This is a genomic window from Xenorhabdus thailandensis (assembly GCF_037996785.1).
GTDB classification, from domain to species: domain Bacteria; phylum Pseudomonadota; class Gammaproteobacteria; order Enterobacterales; family Enterobacteriaceae; genus Xenorhabdus; species Xenorhabdus griffiniae.
Window position 1 is genome coordinate 115,998 of record NZ_JBBMXF010000004.1, and the last position, 17,910, is coordinate 133,907.

At 43.1% G+C, this 17,910-nt stretch carries 14 protein-coding genes and 1 pseudogene; 6 read left to right on the forward strand and 9 right to left on the reverse strand.

Annotation, left to right across the window (positions count from 1 at the left end; all coding sequences use genetic code 11):
* The first annotated feature begins 121 nt into the window (after positions 1-121).
* From epd to fbaA, 3 genes are all read left to right on the forward strand, one after another.
* Entirely contained in the window at positions 122-1,141 is a 1,020-nt protein-coding gene (epd, locus tag AAC853_RS01565; protein WP_338883163.1) for an erythrose-4-phosphate dehydrogenase, read from the forward strand.
* A 74-nt stretch (positions 1,142-1,215) separates the two neighbouring features.
* Positions 1,216-2,382, forward strand: coding sequence for a phosphoglycerate kinase (pgk, locus tag AAC853_RS01570; protein ID WP_338883162.1), 1,167 nt, complete (start codon positions 1,216-1,218; stop codon positions 2,380-2,382).
* A gap of 57 nt (positions 2,383-2,439) precedes the next feature.
* Positions 2,440-3,516, forward strand: coding sequence for a class II fructose-bisphosphate aldolase (gene fbaA / locus AAC853_RS01575; protein WP_338883161.1), 1,077 nt, complete (start codon positions 2,440-2,442; stop codon positions 3,514-3,516).
* A 141-nt stretch (positions 3,517-3,657) separates the two neighbouring features.
* Here the strand turns inward: fbaA and AAC853_RS01580 are convergent.
* Positions 3,658-3,993: pseudogene (locus tag AAC853_RS01580) on the reverse strand (POT-type proton-dependent oligopeptide transporter); the annotation flags it as partial.
* A gap of 568 nt (positions 3,994-4,561) precedes the next feature.
* On the opposite strand from AAC853_RS01580, the gene ltrA reads away from it, so the two are divergent.
* Positions 4,562-5,899 (forward strand): group II intron reverse transcriptase/maturase, encoded by a 1,338-nt coding sequence (gene ltrA / locus AAC853_RS01585; protein WP_340613479.1) that lies wholly within the window; start codon positions 4,562-4,564, stop codon positions 5,897-5,899.
* Here the strand turns inward: ltrA and AAC853_RS01590 are convergent.
* From AAC853_RS01590 to AAC853_RS01605, 4 genes are all read right to left on the reverse strand, one after another.
* The gene (locus AAC853_RS01590; protein ID WP_340613480.1) at positions 5,868-7,118 is read right to left on the reverse strand and encodes an oligopeptide:H+ symporter; all 1,251 of its coding nucleotides are present in this window, start codon (positions 7,116-7,118) and stop codon (positions 5,868-5,870) included. The genes ltrA and AAC853_RS01590 overlap by 32 nt on opposite strands.
* Before the next feature lie 579 nt (positions 7,119-7,697).
* Positions 7,698-8,216 carry a 4-hydroxyphenylacetate 3-monooxygenase, reductase component gene (gene hpaC, locus AAC853_RS01595; RefSeq protein WP_340613481.1) on the reverse strand — a complete coding sequence of 173 codons (519 nt, stop codon included), beginning with the start codon at positions 8,214-8,216 and terminating at the stop codon, positions 7,698-7,700.
* A 23-nt stretch (positions 8,217-8,239) separates the two neighbouring features.
* Positions 8,240-9,802, reverse strand: a complete 1,563-nt coding sequence (gene hpaB / locus AAC853_RS01600; protein ID WP_338883157.1) for a 4-hydroxyphenylacetate 3-monooxygenase, oxygenase component — start codon at positions 9,800-9,802, stop codon at positions 8,240-8,242.
* A 516-nt stretch (positions 9,803-10,318) separates the two neighbouring features.
* The gene (locus tag AAC853_RS01605; protein WP_340613482.1) at positions 10,319-11,212 is read right to left on the reverse strand and encodes a LysR family transcriptional regulator; all 894 of its coding nucleotides are present in this window, start codon (positions 11,210-11,212) and stop codon (positions 10,319-10,321) included.
* Positions 11,213-11,344: 132 nt separating this feature from the next.
* Between AAC853_RS01605 and AAC853_RS01610 the strand changes: the two genes are divergently transcribed.
* Positions 11,345-12,574: a beta/alpha barrel domain-containing protein gene (locus tag AAC853_RS01610; RefSeq protein ID WP_340613483.1), complete on the forward strand. Its 1,230-nt coding sequence runs from the start codon at positions 11,345-11,347 to the stop codon at positions 12,572-12,574.
* A 68-nt stretch (positions 12,575-12,642) separates the two neighbouring features.
* Positions 12,643-13,602: an AEC family transporter gene (locus tag AAC853_RS01615; RefSeq protein ID WP_340613484.1), complete on the forward strand. Its 960-nt coding sequence runs from the start codon at positions 12,643-12,645 to the stop codon at positions 13,600-13,602.
* A gap of 194 nt (positions 13,603-13,796) precedes the next feature.
* On the opposite strand, the gene hpaA is transcribed toward AAC853_RS01615, so the two are convergent.
* The 4 genes from hpaA to hpaH form a co-directional block, all read right to left on the reverse strand.
* The gene (gene hpaA, locus AAC853_RS01620) at positions 13,797-14,723 is read right to left on the reverse strand and encodes a 4-hydroxyphenylacetate catabolism regulatory protein HpaA (protein ID WP_340613485.1); all 927 of its coding nucleotides are present in this window, start codon (positions 14,721-14,723) and stop codon (positions 13,797-13,799) included.
* Positions 14,724-14,779: 56 nt separating this feature from the next.
* Positions 14,780-16,147, reverse strand: a complete 1,368-nt coding sequence (gene hpaX / locus AAC853_RS01625; RefSeq protein ID WP_340613486.1) for a 4-hydroxyphenylacetate permease — start codon at positions 16,145-16,147, stop codon at positions 14,780-14,782.
* A 170-nt stretch (positions 16,148-16,317) separates the two neighbouring features.
* Entirely contained in the window at positions 16,318-17,085 is a 768-nt protein-coding gene (hpaI, locus tag AAC853_RS01630) for a 4-hydroxy-2-oxoheptanedioate aldolase (protein WP_338883151.1), read from the reverse strand.
* Positions 17,086-17,103: 18 nt separating this feature from the next.
* A complete protein-coding gene (hpaH, locus tag AAC853_RS01635) occupies positions 17,104-17,907 on the reverse strand; it encodes a 2-oxo-hept-4-ene-1,7-dioate hydratase (protein WP_338883150.1) in 804 nt (267 codons plus the stop codon).
* Positions 17,908-17,910 lie beyond the last annotated feature (3 nt).

A 17,910-nucleotide genomic window follows, 5' to 3' on the forward strand; every position in this document is an offset into this window, starting at 1 on the left:
AGATAATAAAATGTTTTGTCTGTCACAATCTGGTTAATTTTATGATGAATTATCAGTACAAGTAGACATTGCTCAGTTATCCTAAGCGGTTGCGTAACTACAGAGAAATTCAGGGAGTAACATGACTATCAGGGTAGCGATTAATGGTTTCGGAAGAATAGGGCGCAGCGTTTTGCGTGCTCTTTACGAATCAGGGCGTCAAGCTGAAATTTCAGTGATCGCTATCAATGAGTTGGCAGATGCACAAGGCATTGCTCACTTATTGAAATACGATTCCAGTCATGGGCGTTTTGCATGGGATGTACGCCTGAATAATGATTTACTGCAAGTAGGGGACGACAGTATCCGGTTATTTCATCAACCGAATATCTCGGCTCTGCCGTGGAAAGAGTTGGGTATTGATATTGTTCTTGATTGCACAGGTAAGTATGGTGAAAGGGCAGACGGAGAGTCTCATATCGCCAGCGGAGCCAAGAAAGTCCTGTTTGCACATCCGGGAGGAAATAATCTGGATGCAACTGTCGTATATGGTGTTAATCACCACGCATTGGTTGCCGAAGATCGTATTGTTTCTAATGCATCCTGTACAACAAACTGCATCATTCCAATTATCCAAGTGTTGGATGATGCGTTCAATATTGAATCTGGTACGGTGACAACCATTCACGCATCGATGAATGATCAACCCGTGATTGATGCTTATCACTGTGATTTACGTCGAACCCGGGCAGCCAGTCAATCCATTATTCCTGTTGATACAAAACTGGCGGCGGGGATCACACGTATTTTCCCTAAATTTAATGATCGGTTTGAGGCGATTTCTGTTCGAGTACCCACTATCAATGTGACAGCCATTGACTTGAGCGTAACAGTCTGTTCGGCTGTGAGTGTGGAAGATGTGAACCGGCTCCTGCAAAAATCAGCGGCCAGGGAGTTTCGTGGTATAGTGAATTACACTGATTTACCGTTGGTTTCAACGGATTTTAACCACGATCCCCACAGTGCTATTGTGGATGGTACACAAACGAGGGTTAGCGGTAAGCACCTGATTAAAACCCTTGTGTGGTGTGACAATGAGTGGGGCTTTGCCAATCGCATGATTGATACGACGCTGGCAATGGCCGCAACCGGTTTCAAATAATCATTTGTTGTGTCACAAACAGCCCACAGCAGAAGATTGAGTAATTTTATAAAGAATCAATGAGAGGATTCACCATGTCTGTAATTAAGATGACTGATTTAGATCTAGCGGGTAAACGCGTATTGATCCGTGCTGATCTGAATGTGCCTGTAAAAGATGGTAAAGTTACCTCTGATGCACGTATCCGTGCGTCTTTGCCGACGATTGAGGCTGCGTTGAATCAGGGAGCCAAGGTCATGGTTACTTCTCACCTGGGACGCCCAACTGAGGGAGAATACAACGAAGAGTTCTCACTGCAACCTGTCGTTGATTATTTGAAAGAAGCACTTTCTTCTCCTGTTCGTCTGGAAAAAAACTATTTGAATGGTGTTGAAGTGGCGGAAGGCGAATTAGTTGTGCTTGAAAACGTTCGCTTCAATAAAGGTGAGAAAAAAGACGATGAAACGTTATCAAAGCAATATGCTGCACTGTGTGATGTGTATGTCATGGATGCTTTTGGTACGGCGCACCGTGCGCAAGCATCAACGCACGGCGTTGCTAAGTTTGCCCCAATTGCTTGCGCTGGCCCTCTGCTTTCTGGCGAGCTGGAAGCGTTGGGTAAAGCACTGCACAATCCTGCCCGTCCAATGGTGGCGATTGTAGGAGGCTCTAAGGTTTCAACTAAACTGACTGTTCTTGACTCACTGTCCAAAATTGCCGATCAGCTGATTGTAGGTGGTGGGATTGCTAATACGTTTGTTGCCGCAGAAGGGCACAACGTTGGCCGTTCGCTGTATGAAGATGATTTGATCTCGGAAGCGAAAAAATTAATGGAAAGCTGTGACATCCCGGTTCCTACCGATGTTCGTGTTGCGACAGAGTTCTCTGAGACTGCAGAAGCAACGCTGAAATCCACCAGCGAAATTAAAGATGAAGAGCAGATCCTTGACCTGGGTGATGCTTCTGCCGAACGTCTGGCTGAAATCCTGAAAAGCGCCAAGACCATTTTGTGGAATGGTCCGGTAGGTGTTTTTGAATTCCCTAACTTCCGTAAAGGAACCGAAATTATTGCCCGCGCAATTGCTGAAAGCGATGCTTTCTCAATTGCCGGTGGCGGTGATACCTTGGCGGCAATCGATCTGTTCGAAATTGCTGACAAGATCTCTTACATCTCTACTGGTGGTGGTGCTTTCCTTGAGTTCGTTGAAGGCAAAAAACTGCCAGCCGTTGTGATGCTGGAAGAACGTGCTAAAAGTAATTAAGTTGTAATAACAGGCAGCATTGGCTGCCTGTTCAATGTCAATACAGGACCACGTAACATGTCTAAAATTTTTGATTTCGTAAAACCGGGTGTCATCACTGGTGATGATGTTCAAAAAGTCTTTGCCGTCGCTAAAGAGAACAATTTCGCGTTACCAGCAGTTAACTGTGTTGGTACTGATTCTATCAACGCAGTGTTGGAAACGGCGGCAAAAGTACGTGCTCCGGTCATTATCCAATTTTCTAACGGCGGTGCCTCTTTCATTGCCGGTAAGGGTCTGAAAACAGAAGGTCAGCAAGCAGCGATTATCGGTGCTATTTCTGGTGCTCACCACGTTCACCAGATGGCAGAATATTATGGTGTGCCTGTTATCCTGCATACCGATCATTGCGCACGTAAACTGCTGCCATGGATCGACGGACTGTTGGAAGCAGGTGAGAAACACTACGCACAAACGGGTAAGCCTCTGTTCTCTTCTCATATGATCGACCTGTCAGAAGAATCTTTGGAAGAAAATATCGAGATTTGCAGCCAATATCTGGCACGCATGGCGAAAATCGACATGACACTGGAAATCGAACTGGGTTGTACTGGTGGTGAAGAAGATGGTGTTGATAACTCCCATCTGGACAGCTCTTCCCTGTACACTCAGCCGGAAGATGTAGCTTATGCGTATGAGAAACTGAACGCCATTAGCCCGCGTTTCACCATTGCAGCATCTTTCGGTAACGTCCACGGTGTATACAAACCAGGTAATGTTAAACTGACACCAAAAATTCTGCGCAACTCACAGGACTACGTTTCTGAAAAATTCAACCTGCCACACAATAGCCTGGATTTTGTCTTCCATGGTGGCTCAGGCTCTACCGCAGAAGAGATTCAGGAAGCCGTTAGTTACGGTGTAGTTAAAATGAATATCGATACTGATACCCAGTGGGCAACTTGGGAAGGTATCCTGAACTACTACAAAAAGAACGAAGGCTACTTGCAAGGCCAGTTGGGTAACCCGGAAGGCGCAGATAAGCCTAACAAGAAGTTCTACGATCCACGTGTTTGGCTGCGTGCTGCTCAGGCGTCTATGGTTATTCGTCTGGAGCAGGCCTTTAAAGAACTGAATGCGATTGATGTGCTGTAATACATTGTTATTTAGATAAAATTTATTACTCAGCACATGTAAAAGCTGGCTAAGTTCTTCTTGAATTAGCCAGCCTTTCCCTCCCGTTATTTGGCTTATCAATCAGTAGAATATTTGCTTAATCAAACAGGGTTAAACGGGTTACGCTTTCATAATTTTGTTTAACCATGGCACCATAAAGGCCATAATCACGGCGACAATCAAGGTGGTAATCCCAATTTTACTAAATACACTAGTGTAAATTGGCAGGGTTTGCAGTGGATTCGTCACGCCTTCTGGTGCAGCAGTAAAGGTCGCTACATAACTACCCAATACTGATGCTGCGGCTTGTGACAGGAACCACATGCCCAGGATAAAACCTGTCAGGTAGCTAGGAACAAACGTTGCCACCATTGCCAATCCCAACGCACTGATCATTAACTCCCCGACGCTCTGGAACAAATACACCAGTACGATAAACCATGGCGATGTAATACCATTCTGAGCGGTTCGCTAAGCTGCTCAGTGTCTTGCAGGTGAAAGTCCTGCCGCAGTAGTTGGTTGATTTGACTGCGTAGCTATGGCGTACGTGTGGATGGTGACTGAAACACGGGAGCAACGCCGGATAAACGTGACCCCTGACCCAGACTGTGGGTGCGCGCAAGTATGCAGCCCGTAACGCAAGTGAACCTGAACAAGCCTCGTAAATTTCAGCCATACAGTTATGCTGGGAGAGTGTGGTGTAGGGTGATCCTGCCGAGCCTTTAGAATGGGGGCGAAGGCCAGTGAATCATGATGGATTAACAACCATATGAAGTCATGACAGGGATCCGGGGTATTGAGGATGGGATGCATGTATAGCACTGAGTGGAACGAACGAGACCTCTACCTGTCGTAGTCTAACCCACTGCGTAATCAAAGATATAAGGTAACCGCTGAAATTCTGAGAGATGCAGGATAGAGGAGTCGGAGGAGGTCATAGTACTGTTGATGGTAGGGACAACATAACCTTACCGTAGGGAAGGACCTCTACTTCTGTCATGCCTGTTGTTACAGGAGGTACTACGTGATTGCGAAAGCTCTAAACACGGCATTTGAAAAGGTACGAGTACTGCAACGCAAGCTATACCTGGCAGCCAAGGCGGATCCAAAACGTAAATTTGGTGTTCTGTATGACAAGGTATGTAGTGGTCGTGTGCTTGTTATGGCATGGACGCAGGTTAAAGCCAATAAAGGTTCTTCAGGAATTGATAGGTTAACAATCGATAAGATTGAAACTGAAATTGGTGTAGGTAACTTTCTGCAAGACATCCAGAAGAAGCTAGTTCAAAAGAAGTACTCTCCTCAACCGGTGCGTAGGGTTTACATTCCTAAACCGGATGGAAAGGAAAGACCACTGGGCATACCTGTTATTGAAGATCGTGTAGTTCAGGCAGCAGTAAAGATAGTCATAGAACCGCTTTTCGAAGCGAGTTTTAAAGATTTTTCATATGGCTTTCGGCCTCGCAGAAATGCGCAGCAGGCGCTGAGAGAAATCTATAAGTGGCTAAATTTTAAATGTTACTGGGTGGTAGATGCTGATTTGAAGTCTTATTTTGACACTATCCCCCATGATAAATTGCTGTTATCGGTGAGAACCAGAGTCATAGATCGCTCAGTTGTGAAACTGATTGAAATGTGGCTGAAAGCTGGAGTAATGGAAGAGGGAAACCTGAAAGCGGGGATAGCAGGAACTCCACAAGGAGGCGTGATATCTCCACTACTGGCTAATCTTTACCTGCACTGGCTGGATCATATCTGGGAAAAAGAGGGATTCAATCAGCGTGAGCATGACGCTCATCTTGTTCGTTATGCCGATGACTTTGTCATTTTGTGTAAGAAAGCACCGAGGTTTTATCTGGCTCAAGCCTGTAAGGTACTTGATCAGCTTGGATTGACGCTAAATACCGAAAAGACGAAAGTCGTTCATGCAATAAAGTCACCGTTTGACTTTCTGGGGCACAGGTTTGCAGTGCAGCCGTCCAAAAGGGATGGAAAATTGAGAACCTATTACTACCCCTCACCAGAAGCGATGAAAAGAGTAAAGCGAAAGATTCGTGAAGTGACACGAAAAGGTCAGCATCGGGATCTTCCGGAGCTAATCAGAACAGAAATAAACCCAATCCTTAGAGGGTGGGGTAATTATTTCAAGACGTGCAACTCCCGGATGCATTTCAAAAGCATCGCAAATTACACGATATGGACACTCTGTATTATGTTGAGGAAGAAGCACAAGAAGCGAACTAAAGGATGGAGGGACCATCCGCCGAGCTGGTTCTACAAGTATCACGGGTTATTTAAGTTGTATAGTCTGTCGATAAACGGAAACGAAGTCAGTCGGTATGCTCGCCTTGTAACGTCGTAATGCAGCAGGAAGAAGACAGTCGGAAAGCCGTGTGCGGGAAAACCGCACGCACGGTTTGACGAGGGGCCGCTGGGGAGATGACATCAAACTTGAGGCCTACTCTACGATCGGCAAATAAGCCAGAAGCCGCGGCGGTCAGGAAACCCAGGGAGCATAAGAACATGCCGAAGGTGAATTTGGTTGGCATGGAAAAATCTTTACCTTTGTTACCCAGTTTGGTGTAAACCACGGCCAAAACAGGGCTAGCGACGATGATCCAGAATGGGTTCAGTGCTTGAAAACTGATGGGATTGACATTAAAACCGAGGATCTGGTGGTGAACATTATTGATGGCGAAGAAGTTGAGGGAAGTTGGCATCTGGTTATACAGGATAAAGAACACAATAGCCTGAAGCATCAGAATAAATGCCACAAACATTTTATTGCGGCCGACTCTATCCTGTTTGAATGCCTGCCAGAAAAAAATCATCACAACAATGGTTGAGATTGCCACGAGGGCAATATTGGCAATTTTGATATTGTGCAATAACCATGCACAGACGCCAATCATAGCTACTGCACCCACCAGAACCAAAAATAAGGTGGCATAGTTCAAAGGGGCATGGTCTGGCTCTGAACCGATGCTATGTACCATACGACGGCAGGCAATATAAACCAGCAAAGCAATAATCAGACCGATACCGCAGATATTGTAGGTGACTGCATAACCATATTTTTCAGCAATAACGGGGGCAAGAGAGAGGGAAACCAGAGAGCCAAGATTGATGGACATATAGAATAGTGTGAATGCACCATCTAAACGTGGATCTTGCGGCGAGTAACATTTTGCCAGCAGACTGGCTGGGTTAGCTTTGAAAAGGCCATTACCGACAGCGACGGTTCCCAAGGCATAAAAAATCAACTCAGGATTTATGATGGAAAGGCCAATCATAAAATAACCTATTGCTAGTATGATAGCTCCCAAAACAATGGTACGTTTTGTCCCCAGTAAGTGATCACCGACATAACCACCAATGGAGATCAGGCCGTAAACCAGCGCAGTAAATGCACCAAAAGTGATAAATGATTGTGCTTCTGAAAAACCGAGCTGTTGAACGAAGTAAACAGCCAGAATACCTTGAACGCCGTAGTAGCCAAATCGTTCCCACAATTCTACAAAAAATATCATGAAGAAAGGCTTGGGTTGATCCCATAAACCTATCGGAGCGGTTTTACTCATAGTGATGCCTCTGTTTGCTATCATTAGATGGGCAGTACACTCAACTAAATATATATTCAGATAATTATACTGTTGTTAATATATTTTTAACTTAAATGTATCGAAAAAGTTGTTATTTTGTTTATTTATTCAAAGTGATTGTGAGGTGAGGTAGGTTAATATACTGGTATGGTATCTTCTCGATGGTTGATCACACTAACGAAAAAAAGTAATGCCGGATCTGGCAGAATATTCACTAAATTAATATCAAAAATTGTTAATAAGTGGATTTGTGCTCACTAAAAAATCAATTTGATTGTTATTTAATCCCTTTCGTTTATTGTTTGTTGAAAAGAGGTAGATTAAATAAAAATGAGGATGAAATTGAATCATTTTAATCTATATGTAAAGTTTTTGTTATGTATTTTGAGATGGGATTGTGGATCTTTAGACTGAAATTTCAGGCTGATATTCAGTACTAATCCTATTAAATATCAATTAAAAAGAGATTGATAAGAATTTAGAAATGAAGGCTCTTTGTTAAGGAACCTTCATGTTAGGAGGCGATATTGAGAATCTTTCTGTTTTAATGTGCTTGTTTTAAACAACGGTTGCCATATTTTCATCCATCACTGGATGAAAATTACGCTTAAAGTAAATAAGACCATGGCCTTCTTCACGAACAATAATCTGTTTTATTTCTACCAGATATACATAGTGAGTACCGACTTCTTGTACTTGCTTAATACAGCCCTCTAAATTGGCGAGTGTCCCTTGTAGCAAGGGTTGTCCCAGTATTCCCGTTTTCCAGATATCCCAATTAAAGCGCTCTTCCATGCTGATACCCGTCATGCCTGCGAAATGGCGTGCCATCAATTCCTGTTCATGATTCAGGATATTGACACACAAGTGGCTATTTTTTTGAACTATCGGGTTCATGGCGCTATTGCGATTGATACATACCATCAAAGTCGGAGGCGTATCTGTCACAGAGCATACCGCCGTTGCAGTCATACCGCAGCGCCCAGCAGAACCATCCGTGGTGATGATATTCACCGCAGCGGAAAGGCTTGCCATCGCATCCCTGAAACGCAAGCGATGTTTATTTTCTACAGACATAATAGGCCTCCTCTGCTACTGATTTATTTCAGTAGATTATCTAACAGGTTAATATCATAGTTATTGTGTAAGTGGGGACGAGTCCAACCATTCACATCATAGTCAGAAAGACAACGATCAACCAATTCCGTCATTTTCTTCATATTGCCGGAGCCATAGGCATGACGCAGACATTGTAGGCGAATTTCATCCTGACTGCCGGCATAATTAATTTCGTATAATTCATGGCGACCACCGAACTCACTGCCAATGGCATCCCACATTAATTTCAAGATCTTGATTCGTTCTACATGGTCAATACCATTAGAGCCACGGACATACTTTTCAAGATACTTATTGATCTCAGGATTATTCATGTCACGGACACTGGATGGTAAATAAATCAAGCCGCTGGTGACATTGCTTTCAATAATATTCTTGATTTTTGTGTAAGCCATGGGCGCCATCACGCGATAAGTCTGAATCGCTTGAGTATCAGGCAGGTAAGCACCATTTTCCCACGGCTTGGCTTCTGCCCACATCGCATCTGTCAGTGACCAGAACAGATTGCGCCACGCAACGACTTCTCCCAAATCGGCCTGAACACCGCGGAACTCCACCACGCCAGTGCATTCAAGGCTTTTTTGCAACAGTGCCGTAATGAAATCGAGTTTAACGGCAAGGCGTATGCAGGCTTGCATGGGGAATAGTCGCGCAAAACCACTTTGCACCGCCCAATTACGGGCACGATCAAAATCGCGATAAATTAACACGTTTTCCCACGGAATTAATACCTTATCCATGACCAAAATGGCATCATTTTCATCAAACCGACTGGAAAGGGGGTAATCAAAAGGTGAGCCAGTAGCACCGGCCACTAATTCATAAGAGGCGCGGGAGATTAATTTCACACCTTCGGCATCCATTGGTGCAACAAACATGAGGGCAAAATCGGGATTATCTCCCATAACTTGTGCAGAGCCAAAACCGATAAAATTATAGTGAGTCAGGGCTGAATTGGTTGCGACGACTTTAGCGCCACTGACAATAATTCCAGCATCTGTCTCTTTTTCTATCTTGATAAAAACATCTTTGACCTGATCAGCGGGCTTATGGCGATCAATTGGTGGATTAACAATCGCATGATTGAAATAGATGCAGCTTTCCTGAATGCGCTTATACCAGATGCGGGCATTATCAGCGAATTGCCCATAATATTCAGGATAAGCCCCCAACGAGCAGCAGAATGCCGCTTTATAATCGGGTGAACGCCCCATCCAGCCATAATTTAGGCGTGACCATTCGGCAATAGCATCGCGCTGCTGGCGGATATCATCAGAGCTGGTGGCGAAACGGAAGAATTTGTGCGTGTAGCCACCACTTCCAGTATCGGTATCCCAACAGAGTACATCGTGGGTTTCTGGGGCATGAAGGGCATCATACAGTTGACCGATTGAAGCAGCCGCATTGCGGAAAGCTGGATGTGTTGTAACATCTTTGACCCGTTCACCATAGATGTAAATCTCGCGGCTATCCTGAAGTGAACTTAGGTATTCTTTACTGGTAAATGGGCGTTTATTATCAGCACGCAAATTTTCTAGTCTCATAGCAACCTCATGTTCCAAAAAATCCCCTTATTTTGATTTGTTATCCATATGGGGGGAAGGGTGTTAATTTTATGTTTATTTCATTGTTTGATTGAAGCGATTAAACGGCCCTTTTAGAAGAGACTTTCGGAGGATTTACTGGTACTTTTCGATAAAAACCGATAGTTTGTTGCGTAAATGTGACCGACTTTGTGTTTTGGTAATAATTATTTTTTGCTCGCTCGTTTATCCCAGTTACATCGTTGGCTATGTTTCTGATAGCCCTTTTCCTGGTCGTAGATCTGCAATTTGAAATCTATTGGATAACAGTAGATTATTATTTTTAAGATTGAGATTTTTCTGTATCTGACGGAGATTCTTTAGAGATACTAAAGTATTTTTCATTTGAATACGCTAGAGGCCATCCATTTTAGCCTCTAGAGTGATACATGGATGGTGAAGGATTATATGTAATGAGCCGCTAGTAAAGATTGCTTTCTTGGTCAAACAATTATCCAGTGCAAGTTTGCCCCGTCATTATTCTGATAATGAGAAGCGCAGATAATTAGCAAAAAGCGTGTGCAAATCACTCTGAACTGCAACATTTAAAACAAGCTGAATGGCTGGAATACTAGGTACTCCATGTTCGGAGGATAATATACATTGCTCATTGGTTAATGCACTACGTGGCAATAATCCAATCCCTAACCCATGTGCTATTGCACTTTTTATGTTTTCAAATGAAGAACTGACATATGAAAAGAAGTACGGTTTGTTCACATGTTCCAGCGTTTTTATAGCGTATTGGCGGATGATGCAACCGTCGGGAAAAATAACCAGAGGAATTTCTGGTAATTCGCTGAAGTATAAGTGTTTTGAGGCAACCCAGTGCAATGATTCAATGAGCAAAATACTTTTATCATTGGTGTTAATCGGCTGTCCTGCTATTTCTTTTGTTATCGCCATATCTAATTGTTGGTTTTCCAATAACGCAGAAAGTACAGGTGATGAAGCTGCAGTAATCTCTATTTTCAATTCAGGATGTTCAGTTAGACAATAAGAAATTGCTTTGTGCAATTTTGTAATACTGAAATCGTTAGGTACACCGAGCGTAATTTTGCCTCTCAATTGGAGCTTTTTCACTAACTGTAGCGCTTGCGTCATACGAGAAAGAATTTCCTTTGCTGCAGGTAAAAGCTGCTTTCCCTCGTGAGTTAATCCGATAATACTCCCCTGACGTCTATCGATTAAACGACAACCGATATCGTCTTCAAGCCGTTTGATACTGAAGCTGAGTGTAGATTGTGTTCTTCCCAGTTCTTCACCAGCTTTAGCAAATCCCCCATGTGTAGCAACAAACACAAAGGCACGTAATTGCTCAAGAGTAATACTGCGTCCATCGAAACGATTAGTACTAATATCCTGTTTCATAGCACCGCCCTCGTCACTATTATTGATAAATTCAATGATAAGAAAGAAATTATTCATTTAACAAAATAAAAACATTTAAGCAACATTGTTGGGTCGAATAATTTTTAATTAAATTAAGAAAGAGGTTACGATATGGCCTTATTGACGCTACCTAAGAATCATAAACCAAGATTTTCAAATTTTAATATTGATGGTATTTTGGATGAAACATTGAGAGAAGGATCAGAAAGATGTCCTTTTTCGGTACAAACTGATAGAAAAATACCTTTAATATCAAATATATTTAAAACAGGGATAAGAGATATTGTTTTTGGTTCTGGCCCAAAAAATCCAACAGATTTAGCCTCTGTTATAAAGCAACTTGTTCATCAAGATAAACTTCCATCTGATGCTAAATTTTCATTTATCATGCTATTAAATTGCCATGAACCTCTTATGAAGCAATTTAAATATTTTCCTGATGAATTTAAAAAATATGTAACTATCAGCTTTGGAATGGTTTCATATAAATCAGATGAAAAAACATTTGAAAGAGCAACGGAGGAACTTCGTGGCTATGGTTTTACAAATTTTAGAGTGAGTTTGCTAAACAATTTTAGCTCAGGGGTGGATGAAATATCTTATGAAAAAATAATAAAAGAGATTGATCGAACACTACATATGGATATCAATGTAGTTCGAATTAATGATTCATTAGGAACGATATATCCTGAAGCAATGGCTATATTGGCTGCTAACCTACGCCATGATTACCCTTTAGTTAATTTTTGCCTGCATGCCCATAATGATAGAGGCTTGGGATTACAGAATGCTTTAGTATCTATTTATAACGGATTCAATTTAATTGAAGGAGGATTTGCTGGTACTGGAAATAGATCTGGATTGCCTGCAATTGAAATTCTAAATTTTATTTTCAAAGAGAAATCAATTTCTATTAATGGTAAATATCTTGATAGTTCCCTTGTATTGGATGCCGCACGGTTGACTGAACGTACATTTTTATCTATTCCTGATTTGTATAGGCCTATCAGTGGGCATATTGTTGAACAAGAAAATATGGGAGTAGCTAATATTCCTTCATTCCTTGGTGCTGCTCGTGATGTTCCTTATTTTTTGAATAGTATAGGATTACATGATGCAACATTACAAAAAATCATGTCTGATGAAGGGGTGTTTGATGCTGTGAATGATCCTAGGCTTGTTCAGCAAGTAAAAGAAAGATTTGATAGCATGTTAGTTGAAATTTATTCACGAAAAGAAAAGGAATTTGAGCAAATTAGAAATCAGTTAGAACAGTTCTATGCTACCGATGTTTTATATACATCTTTTGTTGGAAAATATACTAGGGAGTTCTTAAAATAACATACTCCCCCAGTTAAATCTGGGGGAGTATGTTGTCATATTTTTAACTAATATGAGGCTGGCTTTAAATGTTTATGATAGTTGCGCCAATATTTCTGGTTATATTTATTGGGTATTGTTTTGGGCGTTTGCGTCCTGATAGTGGGCTTTCCGATAAATTAATCAATGATTATGTACTCTATATTGCACTCCCTGCCTTATTGTTTCTTGCCATTGCTCGTGCAGATATTAGTGAACTACAACAGTGGGGTTTTATCGTTGCCACTCTTGCTGGTATTTGTGTAGTGTATGTTTTGGGAATGTTGGCGGCAAAAATCATGGGGGTTGGTTTACCACAATCATCGATTCTAAGTATGGGGGCATGTTATGGTACAACTGGATATATGGGGGTTCCAATACTGATTGCGGTTTATGGTGAATCCGCCGCGCTTCCTGCCGCTATTGCTACAATACTGCATAATATTCCTGCTATCATGGCTGTTATTATTACTTACGATATTTTTTCTACCCGCCAATCAGGTGGGAGAATATCCATTAACCAAAGTTTCGCTGGGGCATTAAAGACGATATTGAGCAATCCCTTGACGATCTCAGTGGTTGCGGGATTGATCTTTGTTTGTTTCGGTATTCCCGTTCCGATGTTTTTACAAACATTTGCTGAATTTCTGGGTAATGCCGCAGGTCCAACAGCGTTGTTCGCCTTGGGATTGGGGTTATCTCGTCTGAAAGTCAAAGAACATATCAACAGAGATGCGTTAAAACTGGCTATACCGATGTTGTTACTCAAACTAGGGATACAGCCGTTGATTACGTTTATCTGTGCTTACTATCTATTCGGTATGCAGCAGGCAAATAATATTTGGCTGATTACCGCGATTGTCATGGCTGCACAGCCTATAGGAGCGGGTGTTTATGTTTTTGCTAATAAGTATGGTTTTAAACAGGAAATTGTTTCTTTTTCTATTATCATTTCTCTGCTTATTGCACTGGTAACAATACCCACTATTTTACAGTTGCTGCCTGCGTGATTTCAGACATTTAGTACTACAGCCGTAAGAGATTTTCTCAGCATTAACGTATTGTTTTTTTAGTGATGTCTGTAGTACTAAAGTGATAACTGGTATGCCAATAATTTTGGCGGTCGTATATTCAACGTGTTGAATACGTAACTTGAATTTAGACGTGTTCTCACTTTTTTCTTGGTGGGCTATCCATAATTTCATCACTCTATTTTATCCCCCCTAATTACATTTCTTTCCCGCCAAACACTCGGTGAACATCCCACTAACCGATTAAAAAATCGGGTAAAATAAGCAGGATCTTTAAATCCAAGCTGATACGCTACCTCAAATACGGGGCTATCACTAAACAACAATAACCGTTTTGCTTCCCTCAATAGTCGGTCAAAGATCAGCTTTTTTGGTGGCCGATTGGCAAAGCGTCGGCACATATCCTTTAGCCGTGATTCCGTAATTCCCAATTTTTCTGCATATTCTGGCACGGCAAGATGTTGATGATAGTGTTGATCAATCAATTGGTTAAAATGTTGAAATAGTTTCAATTCTCCTCTGACACTACCGCAATGATGATCGTCAAGGGGAATACTACGTAGCAAAAAGGTAAACAGAGATTGAGCCAGGAAAGTTAGTGCTTGTTCTCGTCCGGTAAATTGGTTGGCAGACTCACGCCCAATCAGTGCCCAATAATGGTTGAATGTTTCCAATTCATCATATTTATCCGCGACGGAAAGACAGATAGCCGGAATGTCAGCGAGTTCTCGATGGGTGGGATAAAGAGAATTAAGCAAGGATGTAATCAGCTCCTGACGGACGGTCAGTACATAACCATCCGTATCTTCCTGCGTAAAAAAAGCATGAGGAACGGAAGGTGGAGTCAGGATAAATAGAGGGGCTTGTACGGAATAATGCTGTGCGTCTAATTGCAGTTCGATTCGTCCTGTCACCAGATAATGGAGTTGGAAAAACCCATTATGGCGATGCGCCTGCATATTACGCCCGAAAAATGCCGCCATACGACCAAAGGTTTGGTAGTGAACATCATCCGATCCCCGGGTTTCATCATAGTCCTTGCTGATATCGATATTAATGATGATGGATTTATTGGCTTTGAGCACATTGGATACAGTCATCAATTTCCTCCTGTATCTTATTGTTGGCTAAGGTATATCAATATATTGCTCGTTATTTACAATTTTACCTGTGGCTGTGAATGTTTCATCGGGATCAGAAAAACGATTAATGCACCGATGATTAGTAATCCGGCTACGAAATAAAGTCCAGCGTTAAAATTTCCCGTTTGATCTTTTAACCAGCCGATTAGCAGAGGACTGACGGCAGATCCCACATTGCCGGTAGCGTTGATCACAGCGATCCCCACGGCACGGGCGCGCAAACTAATCGATTGATCTGGCGTTGTCCAGAATACCGCCATAGCTGTAAACGATCCGGTGGAAGCCATAATGATCCCCAACAGTTGCACTATGCTGTTATCCGTCAGTGAAGTTAAAATCCATCCTGCGGCAGCAAATAGATAGGGCAAGGCCGTGTGCATTTTGCGTTCTTGCAGACGGTCTGAGCGGCGACTCCAGTAAACCATACCCAAAATCGTGCAGAATTGTGGAATGGCAGTCAAAATGCCAATGGTTACATGACTACTGCCCTGATTGAAACTTTGCATAATCTGTGGCGTCCAGATATTAATAGCACTTAAGGTGTTGGTCAGGCAGAAATAAGCGCAGGTGTACATCAATACAATTGGGGTAAAAACCTCGCGCCATAAGTTGGTTTTTTGCTGTTGAATCTTTTCATTGGGCTGGGTGATAGAAAGTTTATCGTTTTCTATCATCTCTTGAAGGCATTGCTTATCTTCACGAGTTAACCATTTGGCCTTTTCTGGTGAGTCATCCAGGTAAAACCAGACAACAAAACCCAGCAAAACAGAAGGGAAGCCTTCCAGCAAAAACAACCATTGCCAACCGCGCAAATCCCAGATGCCATCCATTGCCAAAATATAACCGGAAATGAGTGAACCAAACGCCATCGTTACGGGCATGGCAATCATAAACAACGCATTGGCGCGTGCGCGATAATAGGCTGGAAACCAATAAGTCAGGTAAACCAAAATACCCGGCAAAAAGCCGGCTTCCGCAATGCCCACCAGCATCCGCAAGATATACAGACTCGTGGAACCAGTGGCAAACATTGTGGCGGTAGAAGCGATCCCCCATAACACCATGATGGTCGCGATCCAGCGACGCGCTCCCACAATACTCAACATCACATTGCTGGGAATGCCGAAAATAACGTAAGTAGCGTAAAACAGCGTAGCGGCCAAACCGAACATGGTGGATGTTAAACCAATATCTTTTCCCATCGTCAAACCCGCAAATCCAATATTGATGCGATCCAGAAAAGAGAAAACGAACAGGACAAAGAGAAAGAGGATCAGGCGCCGGAATAATTTATTGATAACACTTTGCTGTTGGGCGGTCAGCTTGTTAGGTTGTTGGGAGGGATTTTCGGATTTTGGTATCGTGTCAGGTGAAATGCTCATCGGTGTTTCCTTGTTTTGTTAGTGGTTTGATTTTCCTTCGAGCGGGGATTTGAAATCTATTGGCTATATGTGATTGTTTGCACAGAGATTAGGAACTTCAATTGTTATGGCTGGTGTCGCGATCAACATCAGCCATTCTGGGGCATTGTTTATTGCCGATGATTGACTGCTTATTTGCCGAAATGCTTTGCCAAAGCATTGGCTGCTCCGGTCAGCAAGAGGGTATCAACCCCTACGGCAACAAACAGCGCACCCAAATTAAGATAATGTTTAGCTGTATCGACATTGGTCATCAAAATGCCAGCGGCCTTGCCGGAAGACTGTATCTGAACAATAGCTTGTTCAATGGCAGCCTGAACTTCAGGATGTTGCGGGTTACCGAGGTGTCCCATATCCGCACTGAGATCGGCCGGGCCAATAAACACGCCATCAACACCTTCGACAGCCGCTATCTCCGGTAGGTTTTGCAGAGCCTCACGGGTTTCTACCTGTACTAATACACATATTTCATCATTAGCACGGGACAGATAGTCAGGAATGCGATTCCAGCGAGAAGCGCGTGCCAGGGCACTGCCTACGCCACGAATACCCGCGGGAGGATAGCGAGTTGCCCTGACAGCTTCACGCGCTTGCGCGGCATTTTGAATCATCGGGAACAATAACGTTTGTGCACCAATATCCAGCAACTGTTTGACGATCACGGGATCATTCCATGCCGGACGAACAACAGGCTGGCTTGAATAAGGGGCGATCCCCTGTAATTGGGCAAGAATGGTGGAAATATCATTGGGAGCATGTTCACTATCAATCAACAACCAATCAAACCCCGTTCCTGCCAGTATTTCCGCGCTATACCCGCTGCATAGCCCAAGCCATAATCCGATTTGTGGACGCCCTGCTTTCAGGGCATGTTTAAATTTATTTGTTAGCTGATCCATGGTGTTACCTCAATAGACTCAAACAAAATGACAGCTAATTGAACCTAACACGCCATAATCCACATGAAAGGTATCGCCTTTACGCGCAGGAACAGGGCGGGTAAAAGATCCAGCCAGAATAATCTGGCCTGCTTCTAGTTGAACACCATGCGGTGCCAGTTTATTGGCAAGCCATGCCACACCATTGGCGGGATGGTTGAGAACCGCGGCGGCGACGCCGGATTCTTCAATCACGCCATTGCGGTAGAGCAGCGCACTGACCCAGCGCAGATCCAATTCATCTGGCTTGATCGGCCGCCCCCCAATAATCACACCGCCATTGGCGGCATTGTCAGAAATCGTATCGAATACCTTGCGTGGACGTTGGGTTTCGGGATCGATGTTGTGGCAACGGGCATCAATGAGTTCCAATGCAGGAACGACGTAATCTGTTGCGTTATACACATCAAACAGCGTACAGTTCGGGCCTCGCAGGGGGTTTGCCAGCACAAAGGCCAGTTCAACTTCAATGCGGGGCACAATAAAGCGTTCGCAAGGAATATCACCGCCGTCCTGAAAAAACATATCATCCAGCAAGACACCATAATCCGGTTCATTAATCTGTGAACTGGCTTGCATGGCCTTGGATGTCAGGCCAATCTTATGTCCCTTCAGAATTCGCCCTTCCCTGATTTTTAAATCTACCCATTCACGTTGAATGGCGTAAGCATCCTCAATCGTTATCTCTGGATAATCCAGTGAGATTTGTCGGATTTGCTCACGGCTTTGTTCTGCCTGATGTAAACGGCGTGCGACTCGTGATACGATTTCTTGCTGTAGCATAGG

Bases quoted from the DNA above. Each gene is read 5' to 3' on its own strand.
- epd (WP_338883163.1), top strand. From the start codon at position 122: ATGACTATCAGGGTAGCGATTAATGGTTTCGGAAGAATAGGGCGCAGC.
- pgk (WP_338883162.1), top strand. From the start codon at position 1,216: ATGTCTGTAATTAAGATGACTGATTTAGATCTAGCGGGTAAACGCGTA.
- fbaA (WP_338883161.1), top strand. From the start codon at position 2,440: ATGTCTAAAATTTTTGATTTCGTAAAACCGGGTGTCATCACTGGTGAT.
- AAC853_RS01590 (WP_340613480.1), bottom strand. From the start codon at position 7,118: ATGAGTAAAACCGCTCCGATAGGTTTATGGGATCAACCCAAGCCTTTC.
- hpaC (WP_340613481.1), bottom strand. From the start codon at position 8,216: ATGTCTGTAGAAAATAAACATCGCTTGCGTTTCAGGGATGCGATGGCA.
- hpaB (WP_338883157.1), bottom strand. From the start codon at position 9,802: ATGAGACTAGAAAATTTGCGTGCTGATAATAAACGCCCATTTACCAGT.
- AAC853_RS01605 (WP_340613482.1), bottom strand. From the start codon at position 11,212: ATGAAACAGGATATTAGTACTAATCGTTTCGATGGACGCAGTATTACT.
- AAC853_RS01610 (WP_340613483.1), top strand. From the start codon at position 11,345: ATGGCCTTATTGACGCTACCTAAGAATCATAAACCAAGATTTTCAAAT.
- AAC853_RS01615 (WP_340613484.1), top strand. From the start codon at position 12,643: ATGTTTATGATAGTTGCGCCAATATTTCTGGTTATATTTATTGGGTAT.
- hpaA (WP_340613485.1), bottom strand. From the start codon at position 14,723: ATGACTGTATCCAATGTGCTCAAAGCCAATAAATCCATCATCATTAAT.
- hpaX (WP_340613486.1), bottom strand. From the start codon at position 16,147: ATGAGCATTTCACCTGACACGATACCAAAATCCGAAAATCCCTCCCAA.
- hpaI (WP_338883151.1), bottom strand. From the start codon at position 17,085: ATGGATCAGCTAACAAATAAATTTAAACATGCCCTGAAAGCAGGGCGT.
- hpaH (WP_338883150.1), bottom strand. From the start codon at position 17,907: ATGCTACAGCAAGAAATCGTATCACGAGTCGCACGCCGTTTACATCAG.